The sequence below is a fragment of the Streptomyces sp. GESEQ-4 genome, from assembly GCF_017948455.1.
Classification (GTDB): Bacteria; Actinomycetota; Actinomycetes; order Streptomycetales; family Streptomycetaceae; genus Streptomyces.
The window spans coordinates 232,708-254,403 of the sequence record NZ_JAFFSU010000011.1 but is presented as its reverse complement, the minus strand read 5'-3'; the positions used below and the strand labels follow the sequence as shown (position 1 = coordinate 254,403).

Here is a 21,696-nt window from a genome sequence, read left to right as displayed (position 1 = left end):
GTTGCTCCAGCGCTCATTCAAAAGGACAGCCGGCCCTGCCGCTCGCGTAAGGACAGCAAGGACAGCGATGCCCCCCAATACCACCGCCTCATCGGGTCAGCAGCCCGGCAAGTCTCGGAGGAAGAAGGGGCGCAAAGCCCGTCTGATCGTCCTCGTCCTCGTGCTGGCCCTCGTCGGAGGCGTCGGCTACGGCGGGTACTGGTCCATCAGCACCGTCCGCGCCTCGTTCCCGCAGACCAAGGGTTCCATCTCGCTCGACGGCATCTCGGCACCGGTCGACGTCAAGCGTGACGGCAACGGTATCCCGCAGATCTACGCCTCCTCCGACGAGGACCTGTTCATGGCGCAGGGCTACGTCCAGGCGCAGGACCGGTTCTACGAGATGGACGTGCGCCGGCACATGACCTCCGGGCGCCTGTCGGAGATGTTCGGCAAGGGCCAGGTCGACAACGACGAGTTCCTGCGCACCCTCGGCTGGGACCGTGTGGCGAAAGAGGAGTACGACACCAAGCTGTCGCCCGCCACGAAGAAGTACCTCCAGGCGTACGCCAAGGGAGTCAACGCCTACCTGGAAGGCAAGGAAGGCGAGGAAATCTCCCTGGAGTACGCGGCGCTCGGGTTCAGCAACGACTACAAGCCCGAGAAGTGGACCCCGGTCGACTCGGTGGCCTGGCTGAAGGCGATGGCCTGGGACCTGCGCGGCAACATGCAGGACGAGATCGACCGCGCCCTGATGACCAGCCGCCTGGGCCCCAAGCAGATCGAGGACCTGTACCCGGCGTACCCGTACGGCCGGAACAAGCCGATCGTCCAGGACGGCCAGTACGACGACCTCACAGAGACCTTCGAGCAGAGCGACAGCGCGAGCGGCACGTCGGGGGCGTCCACGGCGGGCGGCACGACAGGTGCGGCCTCCTCGGCCCTCCAGACCCAGCTGACGGGCCTCTACGACGTCCTCGACGACCTCCCCACGGCCGTCGGCGTGAACGGCAACGGCATCGGCTCCAACGCCTGGGTCGTCTCCGGCAGGCACACCATCACCGGCAAGCCGCTGCTGGCCAACGACCCGCACCTGTCGGCCTCGCTGCCGTCCGTCTGGTACCAGATGGGCCTGCACTGCCGCTCCGTCTCCAGCAAGTGCCAGTACGACGTCAGCGGCTACACCTTCGCGGGCATGCCCGGCGTCGTCATCGGCCACAACCAGGACATCTCCTGGGGCATGACCAACTCCGGCGTCGACGTCACCGACCTCTACCTGCAGAAACTCACCGGTAACGGCTACCTGTACGACGGCAAGGTCAAGCCGTTCTCCTCGCGCGAGGAGACCATCAAGGTCGCCGGCGGCGCACCGAAGAAGATCATCGTCCGGGAGACCCAGGACGAGAAGATCGAGGGCGGAGAGACCCTGCAGGGGATGCCCCTGCTGTCCGACCGCGACGACGAGCTGGTGAAGGTCGGCAAGAAGGCCACCGTCGACGCCGCGGCCCCCGACCGCGGGGACGGCTACGCCATCTCCCTGCGCTGGACCGCCCTGGACGCGGGCACCACCATGGACGCCGTCTTCGCCATGAACAAGGCCGCCGACTGGAACGACTTCCGCGAGGCGGCCGCGCTGTTCGAGGTGCCCTCGCAGAACCTGGTCTACGCCGACACCCAGGGCAACATCGGCTACACGCTGCCCGGAAAGATCCCCGCGCGCGAGAAGGGCGACGACGGCAGGCTCCCGGCGCCGGGCTGGGACTCCTCGTACCAGTGGACCGGCTACCTCGACCAGGACGAACTGCCCTTTGAGTTCAACCCGCAGCGCGGCTACATCGTCACCGCCAACCAGGCCGTCGTCGATCAGGAGTACCCCTACACGCTGACCACGGACTGGGGTTACGGCGCCCGCAGCCAGCGGATCACCGATCTGATCCAGTCGAAGATCGACGACGGCGGCAAGATCTCCACCGACGACATGCGCCAGATGCAGCTCGACAACAGCAGTGAGATCGCCAAACTGCTCGTGCCCCAGCTGCTGAAGATCAACCTCGCCGACAAGGACGTCCGCGAGGCCCAGAAGCTCCTCGAGGGCTGGGACTACACCCAGGACGCCGACTCGGCGGCGGCCGCCTACTTCAACTCGGTCTGGCGCAACATCCTCAAGCTCGCCTTCGGCAACAAGCTGCCCAAGGAACTGCGCGTCGAGGGCCAGTGCCTGTGGGTCGACCCGGTCAACACCACCGGCCCCGCGGACGAGACCGAGAAGGTCCGCGAGTGCGGCCAGCGCGAAGCCGACCAGGCACAGCCGGACGGCGGTGACCGCTGGTTCGAGGTCGTGCGCAATCTCATGAACGACCCGGAAAGCGACTGGTGGAAGACGCCCCGCTCGGGCACCCGCCCGGCCGCCGACGACCGCGACAAGCTGTTCGAGCGCGCCATGATCGACGCCCGCTGGGAGCTGACCGCCAAACTCGGCAAGGACATCGACACCTGGAACTGGGGCCGGCTGCACCGCCTGTTCCTGAAGAACCAGACCCTGGGCACCGAAGGCCCCGGCTTCCTGCAGTACGCCCTCAACCGCGGCCCCTGGAGGCTCAGCGGCGGCGAGGCGACGGTCAACGCGACCGGGTGGAACGCCGCCGGCGGTTACGGCGTCATCTGGGTGCCGTCGATGCGCATGGTGGTCAACCTCGGCGATCTCGACAAGTCGAAGTGGATCAATCTCACCGGCGCGTCAGGGCACGCCTACAGCTCCCACTACACCGACCAGACGAACAAATGGGCCAAGGGCGAACTGCTGGACTGGTCCTTCTCGGACAAGGCGGTCGAGGAGAACACCAGTGACACGCTGGTGTTGAAGCCCTGAGGCACTGAAATGCCCCTCCACGCGCGCGTGGAGGGGCATTTCGCGTTCACGGGCGATCCCGTTCATGGCCGACTGAAGCGACGTACACCCGACGGCGTCACCACCGCGTGCACCGGCCGGTCGTGAGCCTCCGCGGGAACCCGCTCGACGACCTCCGAGTCGTACAGCAGCACCACCAGCGCCGGATGCGCGCCCGCGCGCTCCAGGCGGGCGAGAACCCGGTCGTACGACCCCCCGCCGCGCCCCAGCCGCATGCCGCGCGCGTCGACGGCCAGGCCGGGCAGCAGGACGACGTCGGCGCCGGTCACCGCGTCCGGGCCCAGGCGTTCCCCGGTGGGCTCGAAGAGGGCCATTCTGCCGCCGTGTTGGACGCGCGCGAGGGAGTCCGCCCCGCAATACGCGCCCCAGTCCAGGTCGTTGTCCGGCAGGAGCGCCGGGAGCAGCACACGTACGCCCCGCGCGCGCAGCGCGTCCAGCAGCGCGAGCGTTCCGGGTTCGCTCCCGACGGAGACGTACGCAGCCACCGTCCGGGCCTGTGCCAGCTCGGGCAGCTCGAGCGCGCGCTCGCCCAGAGCCTCGGCGGCTTCTCGCAGGTCATCCGCCGTCAACCTGCTTCTCACCGAGATGAACCCGCGCCGCAACGTTCGCTTGTCAGGCTCAGCCGGACGTCCGATGTGACTCAAAGGTCGCACCCGTACCCTTCTATTGCGCTCATATGAGAGCCAATTAACCGGAGCCGCAGATTCTCCACAAAGGCACCGGATAAGGTTGCGGGCATGACTCAGTCGCACCCCAGGATCAGCAAGGCTGTCATTCCCGCAGCGGGCCTCGGTACCCGGTTCCTGCCGGCCACCAAGGCCACTCCCAAGGAGATGCTGCCGGTCGTCGACAAGCCGGCGATCCAGTACGTGGTCGAGGAGGCCGCCTCCGCGGGCCTCGATGACGTCCTCATGATCACGGGCCGCAACAAGCGCCCTCTCGAGGACCACTTCGACCGCAACTACGAGCTGGAATCGGCCCTTCAGAAGAAGGGCGACGCCAGCCGGCTCGCCAAGGTGCAGGAGTCCAGCGATCTCGCCACCATGCACTACGTGCGCCAGGGCGACCCCAAGGGCCTCGGCCACGCCGTGCTCTGCGCGGCCCCGCACGTCGGCCAGGAGCCCTTCGCCGTCCTCCTCGGCGACGACCTGATCGACCCGCGCGACCCGCTGCTCAAGCGGATGGTCGAGGTGCAGGAGCAGCGCGGCGGCAGCGTCATCGCGCTCATGGAGGTCGCGCCCGAGCAGATCCACCTCTACGGCTGCGCGGCCGTGGAGACCACCGAGGACAGCGACGTCGTCAAGGTGTCGGACCTGGTCGAGAAGCCGACCGCGGCCGACGCCCCGTCCAACTACGCCATCATCGGCCGCTACGTCCTCGACCCGCACGTCTTCGACATACTGCGCAAGACCGAGCCCGGTCGCGGCGGCGAGATCCAGCTCACCGACGCCCTCCAGCAGCTCTCGCAGGACGAGAAGGTCGGCGGCCCGGTGCACGGCGTCGTCTTCAAGGGCCGCCGCTATGACACCGGCGACCGCGGCGACTATCTGCGTGCCATTGTCAGACTCGCGTGCGAACGTGAAGACCTGGGACCGGACTTCCGGACCTGGCTTCGCAGTTACGTAGCCGAGGAGATGTAGCAACGTTGAGCAGCGCCGCGCCCCGCACCGCCGGTCAGGACCACCTCTGGTCGGTGGACGAGCACTTGGAGGACATCCTCGCCACCGTCCGCCCCCTGGAACCCATCGAGCTGCAACTCCTCGACGCCCAGGGCTGCGTCCTGGTCGAGGACGTCACGGTGCCGGTGTCCCTGCCGCCGTTCGACAACAGCTCCATGGACGGGTACGCGGTGCGGGTCGCGGATGTCGCGGGCGCGAGCGAGGAGTTCCCGGCGGTCCTGGAGGTCGTCGGGGACGTCGCGGCGGGCCAGGCCGAGCTGCTCCAGGTGGGGCCCGGACAGGCCGCCCGCATCATGACCGGCGCCCCGCTGCCGCCCGGCGCGGAGACCGTCGTCCCCGTGGAGTGGACCGACGGAGGCCTCGGTGAAGGCCCGGTGACCGGGATGCGCGCACGCAGCCTGGCCCCCACGGGCGCCGACGGGCAGGTGCAGGTGTACCGGTCGGCCGAGGCACGCGCGCACGTACGCGCGATGGGCAGCGATGTGAAGGCCGGCGACCGCGCCCTGGAAGCCGGCACCGTCCTCGGTCCGCCGCAGATCGCGCTGCTCGCCGCCATCGGACGCGGCTCGGTACGCGTGCGCCCGCGCCCGCGCGTGGTCGTCCTGTCCACCGGCAGCGAACTCGTCCAGCCCGACCAGGAGCTCGGCAGCGGCCAGATCTACGACTCCAACAGCTTCGCCCTCACCGCCTGCGCCCGTGACGCCGGCGCCATCGCCTACCGGGTGGGCGCCGTCGCCGACGACGCCGAGACGCTCCGGTCCACCATCGAGGACCAGCTCGTCCGCGCCGACCTCATGGTCACCACGGGCGGGGTGAGCGTCGGCGCGTACGACGTCGTCAAGGAGGCGCTGTCGCACGTCGGGGACGAGGACGAGGCGGGCAGCGGAATCGACTTCCGCAAGCTCGCCATGCAGCCCGGCAAGCCCCAGGGCTTCGGCTCCATCGGCCCCGACCACACCCCGCTGCTGGCACTCCCCGGCAACCCGGTGTCGTCGTACGTCTCCTTCGAGCTGTTCGTCCGCCCCGCGATCCGCACCCTCATGGGCCTCGACGACGTCCACCGGCCCACCACCCGGGCCACGCTCACCGCCGACGAGGCGCTGACCTCGCCGAAGGGGCGCAGACAGTTCCTGCGCGGGACGTACGCCGACGGCGAGGTGACCCCCGTCGGCGGGGCCGGATCCCACCTGGTCGCGGCCCTCGCACACGCGGACGCGCTGATCGTGGTCCCCGAGGACACGGAGTCCGTCGAGCCCGGAGCCGAGGTCGAGGTGGTCCTGCTCCGCTGAGCGCCCCAGGTTGGGGGTACCGTGTCGCGCACAACTGGCCCGGCGCCGTACCGCGGCGGGCCCGGACCGGGAGCGCCACACGCCATGACTGTGCCTTCCCGGGGGGAGACCCCCGGACCCTCTGTGCAGGACCGACTGACGCACATTGACGACGCGGGCGCCGCGCGCATGGTCGACGTATCCGGAAAGGACGTGACCGCGCGCACCGCCCGTGCCAGCGGCCGCGTCCTCGTATCGCCCCGCGTGGTCGAGCTGCTGCGCGGCGAGGGGGTTCCCAAGGGGGACGCCCTGGCCACCGCGCGGATCGCGGGCATCATGGGTGCCAAGCGCACGCCGGATCTGATCCCGCTGTGCCACCCGTTGTCGGTGTCGGGTGTGAAACTGGATCTGTCGGTCGCGGACGACGCCGTGGAGATCCTGGCCACCGTGAAGACGACGGACCGCACGGGCGTCGAGATGGAGGCGCTCACCGCGGTCTCCGTCGCCGCGCTCACCGTGATCGACATGGTCAAGGCGGTCGACAAGGGAGCGGTCATCACGGACGTACGGGTGGAGGAGAAGACGGGCGGCAAGTCGGGCGACTGGAGCCGGACATGACGTACCGCGCTCTTGTGGTCACCGCCTCCAACAGGGCGGCCGCCGGGGTCTACGAGGACAAGGGCGGCCCACTGATCGCCGACGGCCTCAAGGGCTTCGGCTTCGCGGTCGACGGCCCGCAGGTCGTCCCCGACGGCGACCCGGTGGAGGCCGCCCTGCGCGCGGGCGTCGAGGCCGGCTATGACGCCATCGTCACCACCGGCGGCACCGGCATCTCGCCCACCGACCGCACACCCGAGGCGACCCGCAGGGTGATCGACCACGAGGTGCCGGGCATCGCGGAGGCCATCCGTGCGTTCGGACGGGAGAAGGTGCCGACGGCGGCGCTCTCCCGCGGTCTGGCCGGGGTGGCCGGGCGGACGCTGATCGTGAACCTGCCCGGGTCCACCGGCGGGGTGAGGGACGGACTGGCCGTCCTGCAGCCGCTGTTGGCGCACGCCGTCGACCAGATCCGCGGCGGGGACCACCCCAGACCCGGCGCCGGTAGTGGGGGTGCGAGCTGAACAGCCCATCCTGGCCGGCCGTGCTGGTGGACGGCGATGTCGTCCTCCGGCCGATAAAGCTGCGCGACCAGCGCGCCTGGCGCGAGGTCAACCGGCGCAACCGCGACTGGCTGCGGCCCTGGGAGGCGACGATTCCGCCGCCCACGCCGACCGGGCCGATCGCGCACCGGCCGACCTACCGCCAGATGGTGCGCCATCTGCGGTCCGAGGCGAACGCGGGCCGGATGCTGCCGTTCGTGATCGAGTACCAGGGACGGCTGGTGGGGCAGTTGACGGTCGCCGGGATCACCTGGGGTTCGATGTGCTCGGGGCACATCGGCTACTGGGTGGACGAGGATGTGGCAGGACGCGGGGTGATGCCCACGGCTGTGGCGCTTGTCGTGGACCACTGTTTCCGGACCGTTGGTCTGCACCGCATCGAGGTCTGCATTCGCCCCGAGAACGGGCCCAGCCGCCGGGTCGTGGAGAAACTCGGATTCCGCGAGGAGGGGCTGCGTCCGCGTTATCTGCACATCGACGGAGCCTGGCGCGACCACCTCGTCTTCGCGCTCACCGCGGAAGAGGTGCCCGAAGGGCTGCTGAGCCGCTGGCGCCGGTCGCGCTCGCGGAAAGCGCCGCGGACGAACCCGCAGAACACCCAGGCGAACCCGCAGAACACCCAGGGGAATCCCGCCTAGCCCTGGAAATTGAATAAGTGTTCGAAATTGTTCGCCCGATGACCGGCTCAAGCCCATAAATTCGCACCCTCGGCGGGCTGCTGATCGCATCGGTCACAAAAAAAGTTCGAAATATCAGCCAGATCGTGCGACACACCGGCTCAATTGGCAGATGGCCTCACGCAAACCCCTCTACCGTGTGAGGCGTGAGCAGCAGCGGCCTCATCTACGCAGTCATTGTCGGGGCCTGGGCCGCCTACTTGGTGCCGATGTGGCTCCGTAGGCAGGACGAGCTGAACGAGGCCCGTCCGACGGAACGCTTCAGCACCGCCATCCGGCTGCTGTCCGGACGGGCGGCGATGGAGCGCCGATACGCCAAGGACCTGCGCGCGCGCTCCGCCGACGAGGGGGAGCCCAGCGCCGACGACCCGGGCACGGTCACCGATTCGGTGGACGTCCGGGCCTTCGCCATGCCACCGATCCGCCCGCAGGCGCGCGCGGCGGTTCAGCCGCCGGCCCAACGGCGCTCGGAACCGGCGCGCGAGCATGCGCCCGCGCCGGAGCCCAAATCCACCCACGCCTCCGCGCCCGAAGCCAAGCCGGCGCCCGAACCCGCAGCCGCGCCGCCGCGCAAGCGAGTGCCGGCCGCCCGGCGCACCCCCGACGCGGAGGCGGCCGAAGCACGGGCTCGGCGCACCAAGGTCCTCGCGCGCCGCCGGCGCACCACGGTGGTCCTCTTCCTCGCCTTCACCCTCGGCGCGATCGTCGCCGCGGTCGGCGGGCTCGCGTTCCTCTGGGCGCCCGGCGTGCCCGCCGTGATGCTCAGCGCGTACATCGTGTATCTCCGCGCCCAGGAACGCCGCCGCTTCGCCTACCAGATGGACCGGCGCCGAGCCGAGGCCGCGGCGCAGCGACTGCGCGAGCGCAGCCGCCAGTCGCGTCGGCGCACCTCCGCCGAAGCCGGCGCGGGCACGGGCACCGGAACCGACGAGCACGACGAAAGGCCCGAGCCGGAGCAGGACGCCGGCCTCTCGGCCCTCGCCGCCGACCGCCGCGCCCTCGTCGAGCAGACCGACCACGCCGAGTGGGTCGACCAGCAGCGCGAGCGGCAACGGCGGCCGGGTCAGGGCGACAGCTGGGACCCGGTACCGGTGCCGCTGCCCACCTATGTGACAGCGCCGGTCGCTCCGCGGGCCACCGCCGGCGTGGACCTCGGCGCACCGGACGCGTGGAGCTCCGCACGCTCCAGCTCGGTCGCCCGGGACGGCGAGGCGGGAGCCGGGACGCGGGAACGTGCCAACAGCGCCGACTCCGCCGCCGTACGCGAATCCGCCGGCCACGACGAGACGGGCGCCCGCGCGGACGACAAGGAAGAAGAAGGCGACCGCAGCGACGCCCGCCGCGCCGCTTCCGCCCGCCGGGCACGGGAGCGGGGGCGTACGCCGCTGTTCGACCAGTACGAGGACGGGGACCGGCCGCGCGCGGCGAACGAGTAGGCCCCGCGCCGCCACCCGGCGCCGGCCCCGCCCACCCGCCCCACCAGCCCTGTCCCGGTCCCTCGACCGGCGACGGAACGGATTTCCAAGCATCCGGATCGGGGTGCTAAGGTTTCACTCGTTGCAAGGGCCTGTGGCGCAGTCTGGTAGCGCACCTCGTTCGCATCGAGGGGGTCTGGGGTTCAAATCCCCACAGGTCCACCGCAACAACTGTTCTTGAGTCAGCTCGGGGATGGTTGACGGGATCCCGTCCGATCGTGAGATCGGGCGGGATTTCTCTTTGTGCGGGGGCGCAGCGCGACTGCGGTCGGGAGTACCGCGGATACCACAGCCAGCACCGCGCACGCGCCCGTTGTCGCGCCGAGTTCCGCCCAGGGGAGTCGGATCTGCGACCACACGGACTGCAGGGCGAGGGCGCTGCACATGCCGAGCAGGTTGAGGCCGGTCACCAGGAGGCCGAGGAGCGCGCCGATCACTACGACCGTCAGGGCCTCGGCGGCGACCAGGCGCAGCACCTGGGTGCGGGTGGCGCCGGCGTGGCGTAGGGCCGTCAGCTCCCGTGCGCGGTCGGAGGCCGCCATGAGCTGGGTGTTGGCGAGGGAGATGCCGGTGTAGAGGAGGGCGATGCCGAGGACGAGCAGGATGCCGAGGCGGGTGGCTCGGTCGGTGTCGACGAGGCCCGTCGTGGGGAAGGCCGTCCGGACCCAGTCGTCGGAGGTGACGACGTCGGCGTGCGCCGCGTGCCTACGGCCGCCCACCACCTCCCGCAAGCCCACCGTCTCCCCCAACCCCACCGCCTCCCGCAACGCCCCCGCCACCCCCGCCCTGTCCGCCCCCTCCCGCACCCGCACATCCACCCGTTCCACCACCGCTCCCGGCGCGTTCGCCGCTGTGACGTACACCCCGTTGTCCCCGGTCCCCACCGGCATCACCCCGGCGATCCGCAGGGACCGTCGGGTGCCGTCGCCGAGCCAGACCGGCACGTGTTCGCCGACCCGGTGCCGGGACCACTCCTCGTTGACGATGATCGAGTCGTCGTCGAGGTCGGTGACGCGGCCGTCGGTGAGCGGCAGGTGTGCGGTGGCGGCGAGTCGGTGTGGATCGACCGCGTGGGCCTCGGACTTGATGAGGGCGACGCCGTCCTCGAGGACGTACACCGCGCTCGACGCGACCGGGGAGACATCGGCCCCGGGCACCTCCCGAAGTCGCCGCACGGTCGCCGCGTCCAGTGGCGCCCCCGCCGACGTCACCACGAAGTCCGCGGCGGTCCGCTCCCGTGCCTCGGTCGCCCGTGCCTCGTTCAAGGTCGCCGTGGCGCCCAGCAGGGAGCCCGTCAGAGCGACCGTGACCAGAACCGGCGCGGCCACGGCGGCCGTGCGTCCGACGCCGGCCGCGGCGTTCTCCCGGACCAGCAGGCCGATCGCGCCGGGCAGCCGGACGATCAGCCGGGTCAGCGGACCCACCAGCGCCGGGGAGAGCAGGGCGACCGCGGTGATCAGGAGCATCGGGCGGCTGATGTACGTCTTGCGGTGCAGCAGGTCACCCGGCTCGGTCAGCAGCGCCAGGACCAGGGTCACGGTGGCCGTGATCAGCAGGGCTGTCCCGCACAGGAGACGTCCCCATGGCCGCATCCCGCTCGCCCCGCTGTCCACCGACGCTTCCCGCAGCGCCTGCGTCGGACCGGTTCGCCCGGCCCGCCAGGACGCGGCGACCGACCCGCACAGGGCGGCCGACAGGCCCGTCCAGAACGCCAGTTGGTACGGCCAGGTGTGGTCGCCGATCGTGAACCAGGCCGGGGCGAGGCCGCCTTCGACGACCAGGCCGGCGAGGTGCGGGGCGCCGTACGCCCCCAGCGCGCAGCCCGCCGCCGACGCGAGCGCGCCGACCGTCAGCGCCTCCGCGACGACCATGCGGCGCAGCCGGCCCGGCGTGGCCCCCACCATGCGCAGCAGCCCGAACTCGCGGCGCCGCTGGGCGACCGCGAAGGCGAACGTGGACGCCACGACGAACACCGACACGAACGCGGTGACGCCGCCCGCCGTGCCGAACAGGGCATTCAGCGCGGTGAGCGCCTCGGCGTCGCGGTCGGGATCGGCGTCCGCCAGCCGCCGTTCGTCCCCGGTGAGGACGCGCACGCCGGGAGCCACCAGCCGTCGTACCTCCGACGCCTTCGCGTCCACGACGAGTCGCATGACCGGCGGCGACAGCGCGGCGGCCCGGGCGTCCGGGTAGAACAGCGCGTTCTCGAAGCAGAAGCCGAAGCCACGTGCGCGCACCGTCCCGACCACCCGTACCGTCCCGTGGTCCGTGCGCAGCTTCTTCCCTACGGCGCTCCAGTCGCCGGTCGCCACCACCTCGTCCGCGGCTCGGGGCGCACGGCCCGCGCTCAGTTCGTACGGGGCGAAAGCGGCCGTCGACCACGGGTGACCCACCAGATCGCTGGGCGCGCGCTCCGCTCGTACGGCGAAGGCGCGGTCCTCGGTGACCTTGCCGAGGGTGCGCAGCGCGGCGACCGTCCGCGCGGGGACCGGGCGTGGCTGTGCCAGCTTCTGGGTGCGGTCGCCGACGCGCAGGGTGTCCTGGCCCTGCACCACGACCAGGGCCGCGGCGAACCGTTCCGGCGGTTGCTCGGGCGCGGCCAGGGAGGAGGCCAGGGTCAGCCCCATGACCGTCATCAGCGCGACGCCGAGCGAGAGCGCGACGAAGCTGCCGGCGAACGTGGTCCAGCGGGTGCGCAGCGCGTGGAGGGTGGTGGTCAGCACGGCAGGGCCTCCAGCTCCGTCATGTGCGCGGCGATCTTCCCCTTCGATGCCCCGCACAGCTCCCCGTGCACCCGCCCGTCCACCAGGAAGACCACCCGGTCCGCATACGACGCGGCCACCGGATCATGCGTCACCATCACCACCGTGCGGCCCTCGGCGTCGACCAGGCCGTGCAGCAGATCCAGCACCTCCCGCCCGGTCCGCGTGTCCAGCGCGCCCGTCGGCTCGTCGCCGAAGAGGACCTCGGGGCGGGTGATCAGGGCACGGGCGATGGCGACGCGTTGCTGCTGCCCGCCGGACAGCTCCGAGGGCCGATGCCGGGCCCGGTCGCCGAGGCCGACCCGATGCAGCGCCTCGCGCACCGCGGCCTTGGCCACGCGCCGTCCGGCCAGACGCAGGGGCAGGGCGATGTTCTGCTCGGCGGTGAGGGACGGCAGCAGGTTGAACGACTGGAACACGAAGCCGATCCGCTGCCGCCGCAGCAAGGTCAGCCTGCGCTCGCTCAGCCCGGTCAGCTCCGTGTCGCCGATCCTGACCGAGCCGGACGTGGGCCGATCGAGCCCGGCCGTGCACTGCAACAGCGTCGACTTGCCCGACCCCGACGGGCCCATGACGGCGGTGAAGGTGCCCGGCGGGAACGCCAGCGAGACCCGGTCCAGCGCCGTCACCCCGCCGTCGCCGCCCCCGTACTGCCTGCTGATGTCCCGCAATTCGATCGCGTTGGATCTCATCTCATCTCGCTCATCTCTCCCCGCAGTCAGGGGCGTTCGGCTTCGTGGCGTCCACGAAACCGCCCGACGGCCGTCCGAATCAGTGCGGCAGGACCGAGACTTGAGGTAGGGCCAGGCATACCCCCGACTCTCCGTGCAGCCCGATCGCGGGGGACGTCCCGGGCTCCTACGGTGATCCCCATGCGAAACATCTGGCGGGCGCTGGGCGACCGCGGGTATCTGCTGTCCCCGTGGCCCTGGCGGGCCGTTGCCTATCTGGCGAGCGGGGCGGTGTGCGGGGCGGTCGTCCTGGTGGTGATCGTCAGTGGGGCGGTGGTCGGGGCGGCGCTGTCCGTCGTGGTCGTCGGGCTGCCGGTGCTGCTGCTCACCGCGCTGGCCGGGATTCCCGTGGCGGGTGTGGAGCGGTGGCGGTTGCGGATCGCCGGGCAGCGGGTGGCCGCCGGGCAGCATCGGGTGCCTGCCGTGCCGGGGTTGCGGGCGTGGTTGTCGACGCGGCTCAAGGAAGCGGCGACCTGGCGGGAGCTGGCGTACGCCGTGCTGTTCGGGCTGGTGCTGTGGCCGCTGGACGCGCTGGCCGTCGTACTGCTGGCGGGCGTTCCGCTGTCCATGGCCTGCGCACCCCTGATCGTCGCCGTCGACGGCGAGGCGAAGGTGGTCAAGGTGTGGACGGTCGACGCCTGGCCCGGCGCCTTCGGGGTCGCCGTGCTCGGGCTGGCGCTCCTCGCGCCCGGCGCGTACGCCCTCGGGTGCGCTGCCGCAGCGCGCGCCGAGCTGGCGCATGCGCTGCTCACCACGAAGGCCGAGGACAGCGAGCGGGTCACCGAACTGGTCCGCTCCCGCGTGCGGTTGGTGGACGCCTTCGAGGCGGAGCGCCGCCGTATCGAACGCGATCTGCACGACGGAGCGCAACAGCGCCTCGTCGCCCTCACCATGACCCTCGGCCTCGCCCGCCTCGACGCGCCGCCGGGCCCGCTCGCCGACCAGCTCGCCAAGGCCCACGCGGACGCCGACGGAGCCCTTGCCGAACTGCGGGAGCTGATCCACGGCATCCACCCGAAGGTCCTCGCCGACTACGGCCTCGAGGCCGCCCTCACCGACGCTGCCGACCGCAGCCCGGTGCCGGTGGACCTGGACCTCGACCTGCCCGGCCGATTGCCCCGGCCCGTCGAGACGGCCGCGTACTTCGTCGCCCGCGAGGCGCTCGCCAACGTCGCCAGGCACAGCGGGGCGGAGACGGCCGGGATACACGGGCGGTACGACGGCGGACGCCTGGTGCTGCGTATCGAGGACGACGGATGCGGCGGAGCCGACATGTCACAGGGCACCGGACTCACGGGCCTCGCCGACCGGGTGTCGGTCCTCGATGGCAGACTCAGTCTGTCCAGCCCGCCGGGTGGACCGACCCTGCTGCGCATGGAGATTCCTTGCCGTCCGAGCCGCCCCACCCGAGAACCCTCCGCATAGTCCTCGCCGAGGACAGCGTGCTGCTGCGCGAAGGGCTGACCGGGCTGCTCACCCGCTTCGGCCACGAGGTGGCCGCCGCCGTCGGTGACGCGGACGCTCTGCGGGCGGCGGTCGCCGAACACGAACCTGACGTCGTCGTCACGGACGTACGGATGCCGCCCGGCTTCCAGGACGAGGGGTTGCACGCGGCGGTCCAACTGCGTGAGGATCGGCCCGGGTTGCCGGTGCTGGTGCTCAGCCAGTACGTGCAGCGGGCGTACGCGGCCGAACTGCTCGACTCCGGCGACGGATCCGGCGTCGGCTATCTGCTCAAGGACCGGGTGGGCCAGGTCGAGGAGTTCGTGGACGCGCTCGCCGAGGTGGCGTCCGGCGGCACGGTCGTCGACCCGGAAGTCGTACGACAACTGCTGCGCCGGCGCCGGGATCCGCTCGCCCGTCTCACCCCGCGCGAGCGGGAGGTGCTGGCGCTGATCGCCGAGGGGCGCTCGAACGGAGCGATCGCCAAGGCGCTGGTGGTGTCCGAGGCGGCCGTCGGCAAGCACATCGGTTCCATCCTCACCAAGCTGGATCTGCCGCCGGCCGACGACGTCCACCGGCGGGTCCTCGCGGTCCTCGCCTTCCTCAGGAGTTGAGGGGCTTCGCGAAGCAGCGGCTGGACTCGTAGAAGCGGTAGTAGCCGAACTTCTCGCACGGCTCATAACCGCTGGACGTGTACAGGGCTATCGCCTCCGGCTGCTGGAGCCCCGTCTCCAGCACCATGCGCACACGGCCCCCCGCTCGCGCGTCGTCCTCGAGGGCGGCGAGCATGCGCCGCGCCAGCCCTTGCCCACGCTTGTCCGCGACGACGTACATCCGCTTGAGCTCCGCGTCGCCGTCCTGGTTGCCCTCGGCGTTCTGGTCCTGGCTGCGCCAGCCGCCGGTGGCCACGGGGCGGTCCTGGTCGTCGTACGCGATGAGGTACACGCCGTTCGGCGGCTCGAAGTCGGACGGGGCGAGGGAGGTGGCGTCGCCGCCGTCGCCGTAGCGCTCGTGGTACTCGGCCTGGACCTCGTTGTCGAGCTTGACGGCGTCGGGGTGGTCGAAAGGGACGCGACGTATATGCATGCCGTAAATCGTATATCTAGTACGGCGTCTGTTGGGTGGCCGCCCATGACGCCAGGAGCGCCAAATTGTCGGCGGTCGGTGTGCCCGCGGGTGCGGTGTAGACGTTGAGGTGCAGGCCGGGTTCGGCGGGCAGTTGCAGGGATTCGACGTCCAGGTCGAGCCGGCCCACGATCGGATGGCGCAGACGCTTGCGGCCGGACCGGTGCAGCCGTACGTCTTGAGATGCCCACCGCTGCCGAAACAGCTCACTGCACGTCGACAATTCGCCGACGAGGGAGATCAGCTCCTCGTCGTGCGGATTGCGGCCGGCTTCCATGCGTAGCTTCGCGGCCACGTCACCGGCAATTCGGTCGTAGTCGACAAAGAAATCTCTGGCCGCCTCGGGGTTCAGATAGACGAACCGCGCTGTGTTCGCGGGCCGTCGCGGGTCGGCCAGCACTGGTGAATACAGCGCGCGAGCGAGTTGATTCATGGCGAGCACGTCATAACGAGCGCTACCGATCCAGGCAGGCGCATCGGAGATCGCGTCGAGTACCTGCCGCAGCGTCGAGCGCACCGTCACAGCAGGCCTACGCCGGCGTGGGCCGCCGGGCGCCCTGGATCGGCGTGCGAGGTGGAACAGGTGGTCGCGCTCGGCCTCGTCGAGTTGCAGGGCAGAGGCCAACGCGTCGAGCACTCCATCGGAGGCACCGGCGAGGCTGCCGCGCTCCATGCGCACGTAGTAGTCGACCGATACTCCCGCCAGCAGCGCTACCTCCTCGCGGCGCAGACCTTTGACCCGACGGTTGGCGCCGTAAGCGGGCAGGCCCGCCTGCTCGGGTGTGATGCGGGCGCGACGCGAGCTGAGAAACTCCCGGATCTCGGTGCGTGGATCGATCGTGGCCATCCCCTCACCGTAATCCCGTCCCGCAATTCAAGGGGTACCTGATGCGGTCGTCGCGATGCCGCCGTCCACCGGGATGATGGTGCCCGTGAGGTAGGACCCGGCCCGGCCGGCGAGAAATACGGCGATACCCGCCATGTCGTCGTCGCGGCCGAGCCGGCGCAGAGGGGTCGCCGCTGCGATCGTGTCGCCGATGGCATCGAGTGTGGACGCCATCATCTGCGACGGAAAAACTCCCGGTGCCACCGCGTTCACCGTGACGTGTTGTGGGCCCAGCTCTCTGGCAAGCACTCTGGTGAGTTGATGGAGTGCCGCTTTGCTGCTGGCGTACGAGTAGTTGGGCGACTGGGCGACGTGGATGGCGGCGATACTGCCGATGTTGATGATCCGCGCGGGATCATCGGCGGTGCCCGCCTTGCGAAGTGCGGGGAGCAGCGCCTGCACCAGCCAGAACGGCGACTTGAGATTGAGGTCGATCACTGCGTCCCAGGCCTCGTCCGGGAACGTCTCCAGCGGCTCGCGCCACATCGCTCCCGCGTTGTTGACAAGGATGTCCAGGCGTTCCGAGTCGGCGTTGACGAGATCAGCGAGGCGCTGACACTCGTCGTGCCTGGACAGGTCGGCGGGGATTGCCTGGACGTCGCCGAATTCGGACAGTAGATGCTGTGCCTCCGCGCACGCGTCTGCCTTGCGTGAGCTGATGACGACGCGGGCGCCCGCCTGGAGAAGGCCGCGCGCAATCATCATCCCAATGCCCTTGGTGCCGCCCGTGACAAGGGCGTACTTCCCACTCAGATCGAAGAGTTCTTTGTGAGTGGTGAATTGGTTGTCCGCCATTGGTCTCCGTTACTTCTGTCTACTTCTGTCGTGGCTTTCGACTCAGCCAGGTTGACAGGCGTTCTGGACGTCCGGGAGACCCTGGCGATACAGGTACTGCGAGAGCCCCCTTGCCTTGGGAGGGTGCCGGCGTCCAGTAGCGTGCCTGCGTCTTCCCTTGCTCTGGAGAGTGCTTTGCTGACTGTGACCTCTGTGAATGTGAACGGGCTGCGTGCCGCCGCGAAGAAGGGCTTCGTGGAGTGGCTCGCGGAGACCGAAGCCGACGTGGTGTGCCTGCAGGAGGTGCGCGCCGAGCCGCAGCAGCTGCCGGAGCATGTACGCACGCCCGACGGCTGGCATGTCGTACACGCCCCCGCCGCCGCCAAGGGCCGCGCCGGCGTCTCCCTCTACTCCCGCCGCGAGCCCGACCGCATCCAAGTCGGCTTCGGCTCGACCGAGTTCGACACCAGCGGCCGCTACGTCGAGGCCGACCTGCCTGGCGTCACCGTCGCCTCCCTCTACCTCCCCTCCGGCGAGGTCGGCACCGAGCGCCAGGACGAGAAGGTCCGCTTCATGGGCGAGTTCCACGCCTACCTGAAGGGCCTGCGCGAGCGCGCCGCCGCCGACGGGCGTGAAGTCCTGGTCTGCGGCGACTGGAACATCGCCCACCAGCAGGCCGACCTCAAGAACTAGCGTGGCAACACCAAGAACTCCGGCTTCCTGCCGGAGGAACGGGAGTGGCTGTCCCGGGTGTTCGACGAGTACGTCGACGTCGTGCGGGTGCTGCATCCGGAGGTGGAGGGGCCGTATACGTGGTGGTCGTATCGGGGGCGGGCCTTCGACAACGACAGCGGATGGCGCATCGACTACCACGTCTCGACGCCCGGGCTGGCCGCGAAGGCCCTCAAGGGGTACGTCGAGCGCGCGGCCACGCACGCCGAGCGGTGGTCGGACCACGCGCCCGTGACCGTCGTCTACGGGGCCTGAAAAGCCAGGCGTCAACGCAATACAAACGTGGGGTGCCCCGAAACACAGGGCACCCCACGTCAACGGCTATAGCCGAACGCCGCGCGGCTAGGCGTCGTAGTCCTGATTGAACCGGTCCTCTTCCTCCCGCTGGAGACGCTCCGTCTCCTCATCACGCGGCCGGCCACTTCGCTGAGGATCCTGCTCCCGCCCGCGCTCCTCGCGCTGGCGCCCCTGCTCCTCGCGCGGGCGTCCCTGCTCTTCCCGCTGGCGCCCCTGCTGAGCCTTCTCCTTGGCCTGCTGCTGCCACTGCTCGGACTGGTCCTGGAACTTGTCCTTCATGCCCATGTGGTTTCACTCCCGAAATGGGTGAGGGGATCGGGCTCGACCAGCCTCACACGCGGTGTGACGCTCCGCATGTCGATCAGTTACGGCGCGTAACCCGCTCCTGCTCATCGGCGGAGCCCCCCGCACCGACCAGCCCCGTCCGCATGCCCTCCAGCCGATGAGCGAACCGCTTCATCTCCCGTTGCCCGACAGCCCCGATGACCCCCGGCAGATACCCCCGCACGCCCTGCATCCCGCGCAGCCACCGCTGCCCGTAGACATGGCCGGCCCGCCGTTCGATCCCGGCGACGATCCGGTCCACCGCGGGGCCCAGCGGATAGGTCTTGTTGGCGGGCCAGGGCAACCGCTGCCGCAACTCCCGCATCACGTCGTCCTGGTCGGCCCCGCGCACCATGTCCGTGTCGGTCCACGACAGATACCCGACCCCGACCTTCACGCCCTGGTAGCCGACCTCGGCCCGCAGACTGTGCGCGTACGCCTCGACGCCCGACTTGGACGCGCAGTACGCGGTCATCATCGGTGCCGGCGTGATGGCCGCGAGGGAGGCGATCTGGAGCAGATAGCCCCGGCTCTCCCGCAGCGCCGGCAGGAACGCGCGCGCCGTCACCGCCGATCCGATCAGATTGACCTCGATCACCCGCCGCCAGGCATCGGGATCGGAGTCCGCGAAGGGACCGCCGGTCGCGACACCCGCGTTGGCGACCACGATGTCGACCTTCCCGAACCGCTCCTTCACCTCGCCCGCCACCCGCGCCATCGCCTCGTGGTCGGTGACGTCGGCGTGCCAGTGGCCGCTGTCGCCGTGCAGCCGCTCGGAGACCTGCTTGAGCGCGTCCGGCTCCAGGCCGACCAGCGCGAGCTTCGCGCCGCGCGCGGACAGCTTCCGGGCGAGCAGTTCGCCGACGCCGCGCGCGGCCCCGGTGACGACCGCGACCTGCCCCTCAAGGCTGACCCTGCTCATGCGCCCTCCTTGACCTGTGCGTACGTCGTGACGAGTTCCCGTATCTTCCCGGTGATCAGCTCGGGCGCCTCGATCGGCGTCATATGGCCGAGCCCGGGCAGTTCGGTGATCCCGACGCAGTTCGGCAGCGCGGCGACCAGCGAGCGGGCGTGCACGACCGGCGTCAACCGGTCCGCCGTACCGACGACGACGGCCGTCGGAACCGTCAACTCCCGTACACCATGGGCGACATCGACCAGGTCGAGCACCTGCGACCAGGCGTACCGCACCTTGCGCGGACACGCGTGCACGATCCGCGCGCACGCCTCGACCATCTGCGGATGCGAACCCGGGCCCATCGTCCCGTACTTGAGGATCCGCCGGGCCAGCGGCGTGACCGGTCCGAGGGGCGCCCGGGAGCCGAGGATCCGCCGGGTCAGCGCGGTCCGCAGCCGACCGGCCCGCATCGGTACGACCGTCGACTCGGCGACCAGCCGCGACGCCCCCGTGCTGCACAGCAGCACCGCCGCCGCATGCTGCCGGAACCCGGCCCGCGTGGAGGCGGCCATGACCGTCATCCCGCCCATGGAGTGCCCGGCCAGCACGGCCTTCTCTCCCGGCGCGAGAGCCGCTTTCAGTACGGCTTCGAGGTCGTCCGCGAGCGCGTCCGTACTGCAGGCGCGGCTCTCGGGACTGCGTCCGTGGCCGCGCTGGTCGTAGGCGATGACCCGGTGGTCGACGGCCAGTTCGCGTATCTGGGCCGCCCAGAAGGCGGTGGAGCAGGTCCAGCCGTGGGCGAGGACGACGGCGGGGGCGTTCTCGGGGCCGTGCACCTCGACGTGCAGCCGGGCGCCGTCGGCGGAGACGGCGGTGAGCTCGCGGGCGGGGACGGGTGGGGCGTACGGACCGGAGGCCACGTGCATCAGACGGCTCACGCGTCCACCTCGGCCTTCTTCTCTGCCTTCTCCGCGGGCTTCTCTACGGGGACCCGCAGGACGTCGTACTCCGACAGATCAACCCGCCGCGTCGCCCGCCGGAACTCGGTCGTCGTGCCCGGCCAGATGGTGGTGTTGCGGCCACTGGCGTCCAGATACCAGCTGGTGCAGCCGCCGGTGTTCCACACGGTGCGCCGCATGCGCTCCTGGACCTGGTCGTTCCAGGCCTGTACGGCATCCGGGCGGGCGTCGAGGGCGGCGCGACCGCCCAGGACGTCCAACTGCCGTACGAAGTCGGCCAGGTAGTTCAGCTGGGACTCGATCATCAGGATCATCGAGGAGTTCCCCAGCCCCGTATTGGGCCCGATGATGGTCATCCAGTTGGGGAACCCGGCCGCCGAGGCTCCGCGCAGCGCCTTCATGCCCGTCTTCCAGGCCTCGGCGAGTGTCCGCCCGTCCGCGCCCACCACCCGTTCGGCGATGGGCATGTCGGTGACGTGGAAGCCGGTCCCGAAGATGATCGCGTCGACCTCGGCCTCGCTGCCGTCGGCGGCGACGAGGGTGGAGTCCCTGATCTCGCTGAGCCCGCTCGTGACGACGTCGACATTGGGCCGGGCGAGCGCCGGATAGTAGTCGCTGGAGAGCAGGATCCGCTTGCAGCCGATGCGGTAGTCGGGGGTCAACTTCGCACGCAGGGCCGGGTCCTTGATGGAACGGGCCATGTTGCGCTTGGCCAACTGCTCCACCATGCCCAGCTCATTGGGGCGCTTGGTGAAGGCCTGGACCTGCAACTCCCGTATGCCCCACAACAGTCCACGTCGGGCCTGGGCGGTGAAGGGCAGGGCCCTGTGCAGTGCGCGCTCCGCGCCGCTGATCGCCCGGTCGACGCGGGGCATCACCCAGGGCGGGGTGCGCTGGAAGAGGGTGAGCCGCTCGGCGAGGGGCTGGATGGCCGGCACGATCTGGATGGCGGAGGCGCCCGTCCCGACCATGGCGACCCGCTTGCCGCGCAGGTCGTAGTCGTGGTCCCAGCGGGCCGAGTGGAAGACCTTGCCGGGGAAGGAGTCGAGCCCCGGGATGTCCGGGATCTTGGGCTCGGACAGCGGCCCGGTGGCGGAGACGACGATGTCCGCCGAGAGGGAGCCGCTGCTCGTCTCGATGTCCCAGCAGAGCCGCTCGCCGCTCCAGGTCATGCGCTGGACCTCGGAGTTGAAGCGGATGTGGGGCCGGAGCCGGAAGACATCGGCGACGTGCTCCAGGTAGGCGCGGATGTGCCGCTGCCCGGAGAAGGTGCGGGGCCAGTCGGGGTTGGGCGCGAAGGAGAACGAGTAGAGATGGGACGGGACATCGCACGCGCACCCGGGATAGCTGTTGTCCCGCCAGGTGCCGCCGACGCTGCCGGCCCGCTCCAGTACGACGAAGTCGGTGACACCCTCGCGCCGCAGCCGTACGGCGGCTCCCAGCCCGCCGAACCCGGACCCGACCACCGCCACCCGCACATGCTCGTGCTCCTGCTGGGCCATCCCGCCTCCATGCATCCGACTGCTTCCGCTGCGTTCGCCGCTTCCGCTGCATCCGCTCGCGACTCTGCCAGTGAACACTGGCGCAATGGGAGAGTAGGGCAGGACCGTACTGATGGG

At 70.5% G+C, this 21,696-nt stretch carries 19 protein-coding genes, 1 tRNA gene and 1 pseudogene; 11 read left to right on the top strand and 10 right to left on the bottom strand.

The genetic code is table 11. From position 1 onward, the window contains the following. The first annotated feature begins 67 nt into the window (after positions 1 to 67). Positions 68 to 2,848 (top strand): penicillin acylase family protein, encoded by a 2,781-nt coding sequence (locus tag KCH48_RS22750; RefSeq protein ID WP_210576522.1) that lies wholly within the window; start codon positions 68 to 70, stop codon positions 2,846 to 2,848. Positions 2,849 to 2,910: 62 nt separating this feature from the next. Here the strand turns inward: KCH48_RS22750 and KCH48_RS22745 are convergent, their stop codons facing one another. Continuing rightward, positions 2,911 to 3,531 carry a 5-formyltetrahydrofolate cyclo-ligase gene (locus tag KCH48_RS22745; RefSeq protein WP_210576521.1) on the bottom strand — a complete coding sequence of 207 codons (621 nt, stop codon included), beginning with the start codon at positions 3,529 to 3,531 and terminating at the stop codon, positions 2,911 to 2,913. Positions 3,532 to 3,624: 93 nt separating this feature from the next. Here KCH48_RS22745 and galU point away from each other — a divergent pair, with 93 nt between their 5' ends. The 7 genes from galU (at position 3,625) to KCH48_RS22710 (ending at position 9,308) form a co-directional block, all read left to right on the top strand. Continuing rightward, positions 3,625 to 4,527: a UTP--glucose-1-phosphate uridylyltransferase GalU gene (gene galU / locus KCH48_RS22740; RefSeq protein WP_210576520.1), complete on the top strand. Its 903-nt coding sequence runs from the start codon at positions 3,625 to 3,627 to the stop codon at positions 4,525 to 4,527. A 5-nt stretch (positions 4,528 to 4,532) separates the two neighbouring features. Then, positions 4,533 to 5,855, top strand: a complete 1,323-nt coding sequence (gene glp / locus KCH48_RS22735) for a gephyrin-like molybdotransferase Glp (RefSeq protein ID WP_210576519.1) — start codon at positions 4,533 to 4,535, stop codon at positions 5,853 to 5,855. 84 nt (positions 5,856 to 5,939) lie between these two features. Further along, entirely contained in the window at positions 5,940 to 6,452 is a 513-nt protein-coding gene (gene moaC / locus KCH48_RS22730; RefSeq protein ID WP_210576518.1) for a cyclic pyranopterin monophosphate synthase MoaC, read from the top strand. Further along, positions 6,449 to 6,955 (top strand): molybdenum cofactor biosynthesis protein B, encoded by a 507-nt coding sequence (locus KCH48_RS22725; protein ID WP_210576517.1) that lies wholly within the window; start codon positions 6,449 to 6,451, stop codon positions 6,953 to 6,955. Before moaC ends, KCH48_RS22725 begins: the two co-directional genes overlap by 4 nt. 20 nt (positions 6,956 to 6,975) lie before the next feature. After that, complete coding sequence (locus KCH48_RS22720; protein WP_210576516.1) at positions 6,976 to 7,632, top strand: GNAT family N-acetyltransferase; 657 nt, start codon at positions 6,976 to 6,978, stop codon at positions 7,630 to 7,632. Positions 7,633 to 7,817: 185 nt separating this feature from the next. Next, complete coding sequence (gene glpR, locus KCH48_RS22715) at positions 7,818 to 9,107, top strand: gephyrin-like molybdotransferase receptor GlpR (protein ID WP_210576515.1); 1,290 nt, start codon at positions 7,818 to 7,820, stop codon at positions 9,105 to 9,107. 127 nt (positions 9,108 to 9,234) lie between these two features. Beyond that, positions 9,235 to 9,308, top strand: a tRNA-Ala gene (locus KCH48_RS22710). Between the two features lie 20 nt (positions 9,309 to 9,328). Here the strand turns inward: KCH48_RS22710 and KCH48_RS22705 are convergent. Together KCH48_RS22705 and KCH48_RS22700 are read right to left on the bottom strand one after the other, a co-directional pair. Then, positions 9,329 to 11,869, bottom strand: coding sequence for an ABC transporter permease (locus tag KCH48_RS22705; protein WP_210576514.1), 2,541 nt, complete (start codon positions 11,867 to 11,869; stop codon positions 9,329 to 9,331). Continuing rightward, positions 11,863 to 12,600, bottom strand: coding sequence for an ABC transporter ATP-binding protein (locus KCH48_RS22700; RefSeq protein ID WP_210576513.1), 738 nt, complete (start codon positions 12,598 to 12,600; stop codon positions 11,863 to 11,865). Before KCH48_RS22700 ends, KCH48_RS22705 begins: the two co-directional genes overlap by 7 nt. 180 nt (positions 12,601 to 12,780) lie before the next feature. Here KCH48_RS22700 and KCH48_RS42330 point away from each other — a divergent pair, with 180 nt between their 5' ends. Both KCH48_RS42330 and KCH48_RS22695 read left to right on the top strand, forming a co-directional pair. Further along, positions 12,781 to 14,064, top strand: a complete 1,284-nt coding sequence (locus tag KCH48_RS42330) for a sensor histidine kinase (protein ID WP_246885680.1) — start codon at positions 12,781 to 12,783, stop codon at positions 14,062 to 14,064. Continuing rightward, on the top strand, positions 14,025 to 14,696 hold the full coding sequence (locus KCH48_RS22695; RefSeq protein WP_246885679.1) for a response regulator transcription factor: 672 nt from the start codon (positions 14,025 to 14,027) through the stop codon (positions 14,694 to 14,696). Before KCH48_RS42330 ends, KCH48_RS22695 begins: the two co-directional genes overlap by 40 nt. Here KCH48_RS22695 and KCH48_RS22690 read toward each other — a convergent pair. From KCH48_RS22690 to KCH48_RS22680, 3 genes are read right to left on the bottom strand one after another with little or no spacing between them, the layout of a single operon-like run. After that, positions 14,686 to 15,168, bottom strand: a complete 483-nt coding sequence (locus tag KCH48_RS22690; RefSeq protein WP_210576511.1) for a GNAT family N-acetyltransferase — start codon at positions 15,166 to 15,168, stop codon at positions 14,686 to 14,688. The two genes, KCH48_RS22695 and KCH48_RS22690, sit on opposite strands and share 11 nt — an antisense overlap. Before the next feature lie 16 nt (positions 15,169 to 15,184). Further along, positions 15,185 to 16,054: a helix-turn-helix transcriptional regulator gene (locus tag KCH48_RS22685; protein WP_210576510.1), complete on the bottom strand. Its 870-nt coding sequence runs from the start codon at positions 16,052 to 16,054 to the stop codon at positions 15,185 to 15,187. Positions 16,055 to 16,081: 27 nt separating this feature from the next. After that, positions 16,082 to 16,888 carry an SDR family oxidoreductase gene (locus KCH48_RS22680; RefSeq protein ID WP_210576509.1) on the bottom strand — a complete coding sequence of 269 codons (807 nt, stop codon included), beginning with the start codon at positions 16,886 to 16,888 and terminating at the stop codon, positions 16,082 to 16,084. Between the two features lie 174 nt (positions 16,889 to 17,062). On the opposite strand from KCH48_RS22680, the pseudogene KCH48_RS22675 reads away from it, so the two are divergent. Beyond that, positions 17,063 to 17,854: pseudogene (locus KCH48_RS22675) on the top strand (exodeoxyribonuclease III). An 87-nt stretch (positions 17,855 to 17,941) separates the two neighbouring features. Here the strand turns inward: KCH48_RS22675 and KCH48_RS22670 are convergent. From KCH48_RS22670 to KCH48_RS22655, 4 genes are all read right to left on the bottom strand, one after another. Continuing rightward, entirely contained in the window at positions 17,942 to 18,181 is a 240-nt protein-coding gene (locus KCH48_RS22670; protein WP_210576508.1) for a hypothetical protein, read from the bottom strand. 76 nt (positions 18,182 to 18,257) lie between these two features. After that, positions 18,258 to 19,142, bottom strand: coding sequence for an SDR family oxidoreductase (locus KCH48_RS22665; RefSeq protein WP_210576507.1), 885 nt, complete (start codon positions 19,140 to 19,142; stop codon positions 18,258 to 18,260). Beyond that, the gene (locus KCH48_RS22660) at positions 19,139 to 20,056 is read right to left on the bottom strand and encodes an alpha/beta fold hydrolase (protein ID WP_210576506.1); all 918 of its coding nucleotides are present in this window, start codon (positions 20,054 to 20,056) and stop codon (positions 19,139 to 19,141) included. Before KCH48_RS22660 ends, KCH48_RS22665 begins: the two co-directional genes overlap by 4 nt. Beyond that, the gene (locus KCH48_RS22655; RefSeq protein WP_210576505.1) at positions 20,053 to 21,579 is read right to left on the bottom strand and encodes an NAD(P)/FAD-dependent oxidoreductase; all 1,527 of its coding nucleotides are present in this window, start codon (positions 21,577 to 21,579) and stop codon (positions 20,053 to 20,055) included. Before KCH48_RS22655 ends, KCH48_RS22660 begins: the two co-directional genes overlap by 4 nt. Positions 21,580 to 21,696 lie beyond the last annotated feature (117 nt).

Coding starts and splice junctions, on each gene's coding strand:
- KCH48_RS22750 (WP_210576522.1), top strand. CDS start 68: ATGCCCCCCAATACCACCGCCTCATCGGGTCAGCAGCCCGGCAAGTCT.
- galU (WP_210576520.1), top strand. CDS start 3,625: ATGACTCAGTCGCACCCCAGGATCAGCAAGGCTGTCATTCCCGCAGCG.
- moaC (WP_210576518.1), top strand. CDS start 5,940: ATGACTGTGCCTTCCCGGGGGGAGACCCCCGGACCCTCTGTGCAGGAC.
- KCH48_RS22725 (WP_210576517.1), top strand. CDS start 6,449: ATGACGTACCGCGCTCTTGTGGTCACCGCCTCCAACAGGGCGGCCGCC.
- KCH48_RS22700 (WP_210576513.1), bottom strand. CDS start 12,600: ATGAGATCCAACGCGATCGAATTGCGGGACATCAGCAGGCAGTACGGG.
- KCH48_RS42330 (WP_246885680.1), top strand. CDS start 12,781: ATGCGAAACATCTGGCGGGCGCTGGGCGACCGCGGGTATCTGCTGTCC.
- KCH48_RS22690 (WP_210576511.1), bottom strand. CDS start 15,168: ATGCATATACGTCGCGTCCCTTTCGACCACCCCGACGCCGTCAAGCTC.
- KCH48_RS22685 (WP_210576510.1), bottom strand. CDS start 16,054: ATGGCCACGATCGATCCACGCACCGAGATCCGGGAGTTTCTCAGCTCG.
- KCH48_RS22680 (WP_210576509.1), bottom strand. CDS start 16,888: ATGGCGGACAACCAATTCACCACTCACAAAGAACTCTTCGATCTGAGT.
- KCH48_RS22670 (WP_210576508.1), bottom strand. CDS start 18,181: ATGGGCATGAAGGACAAGTTCCAGGACCAGTCCGAGCAGTGGCAGCAG.
- KCH48_RS22665 (WP_210576507.1), bottom strand. CDS start 19,142: ATGAGCAGGGTCAGCCTTGAGGGGCAGGTCGCGGTCGTCACCGGGGCC.
- KCH48_RS22655 (WP_210576505.1), bottom strand. CDS start 21,579: ATGGCCCAGCAGGAGCACGAGCATGTGCGGGTGGCGGTGGTCGGGTCC.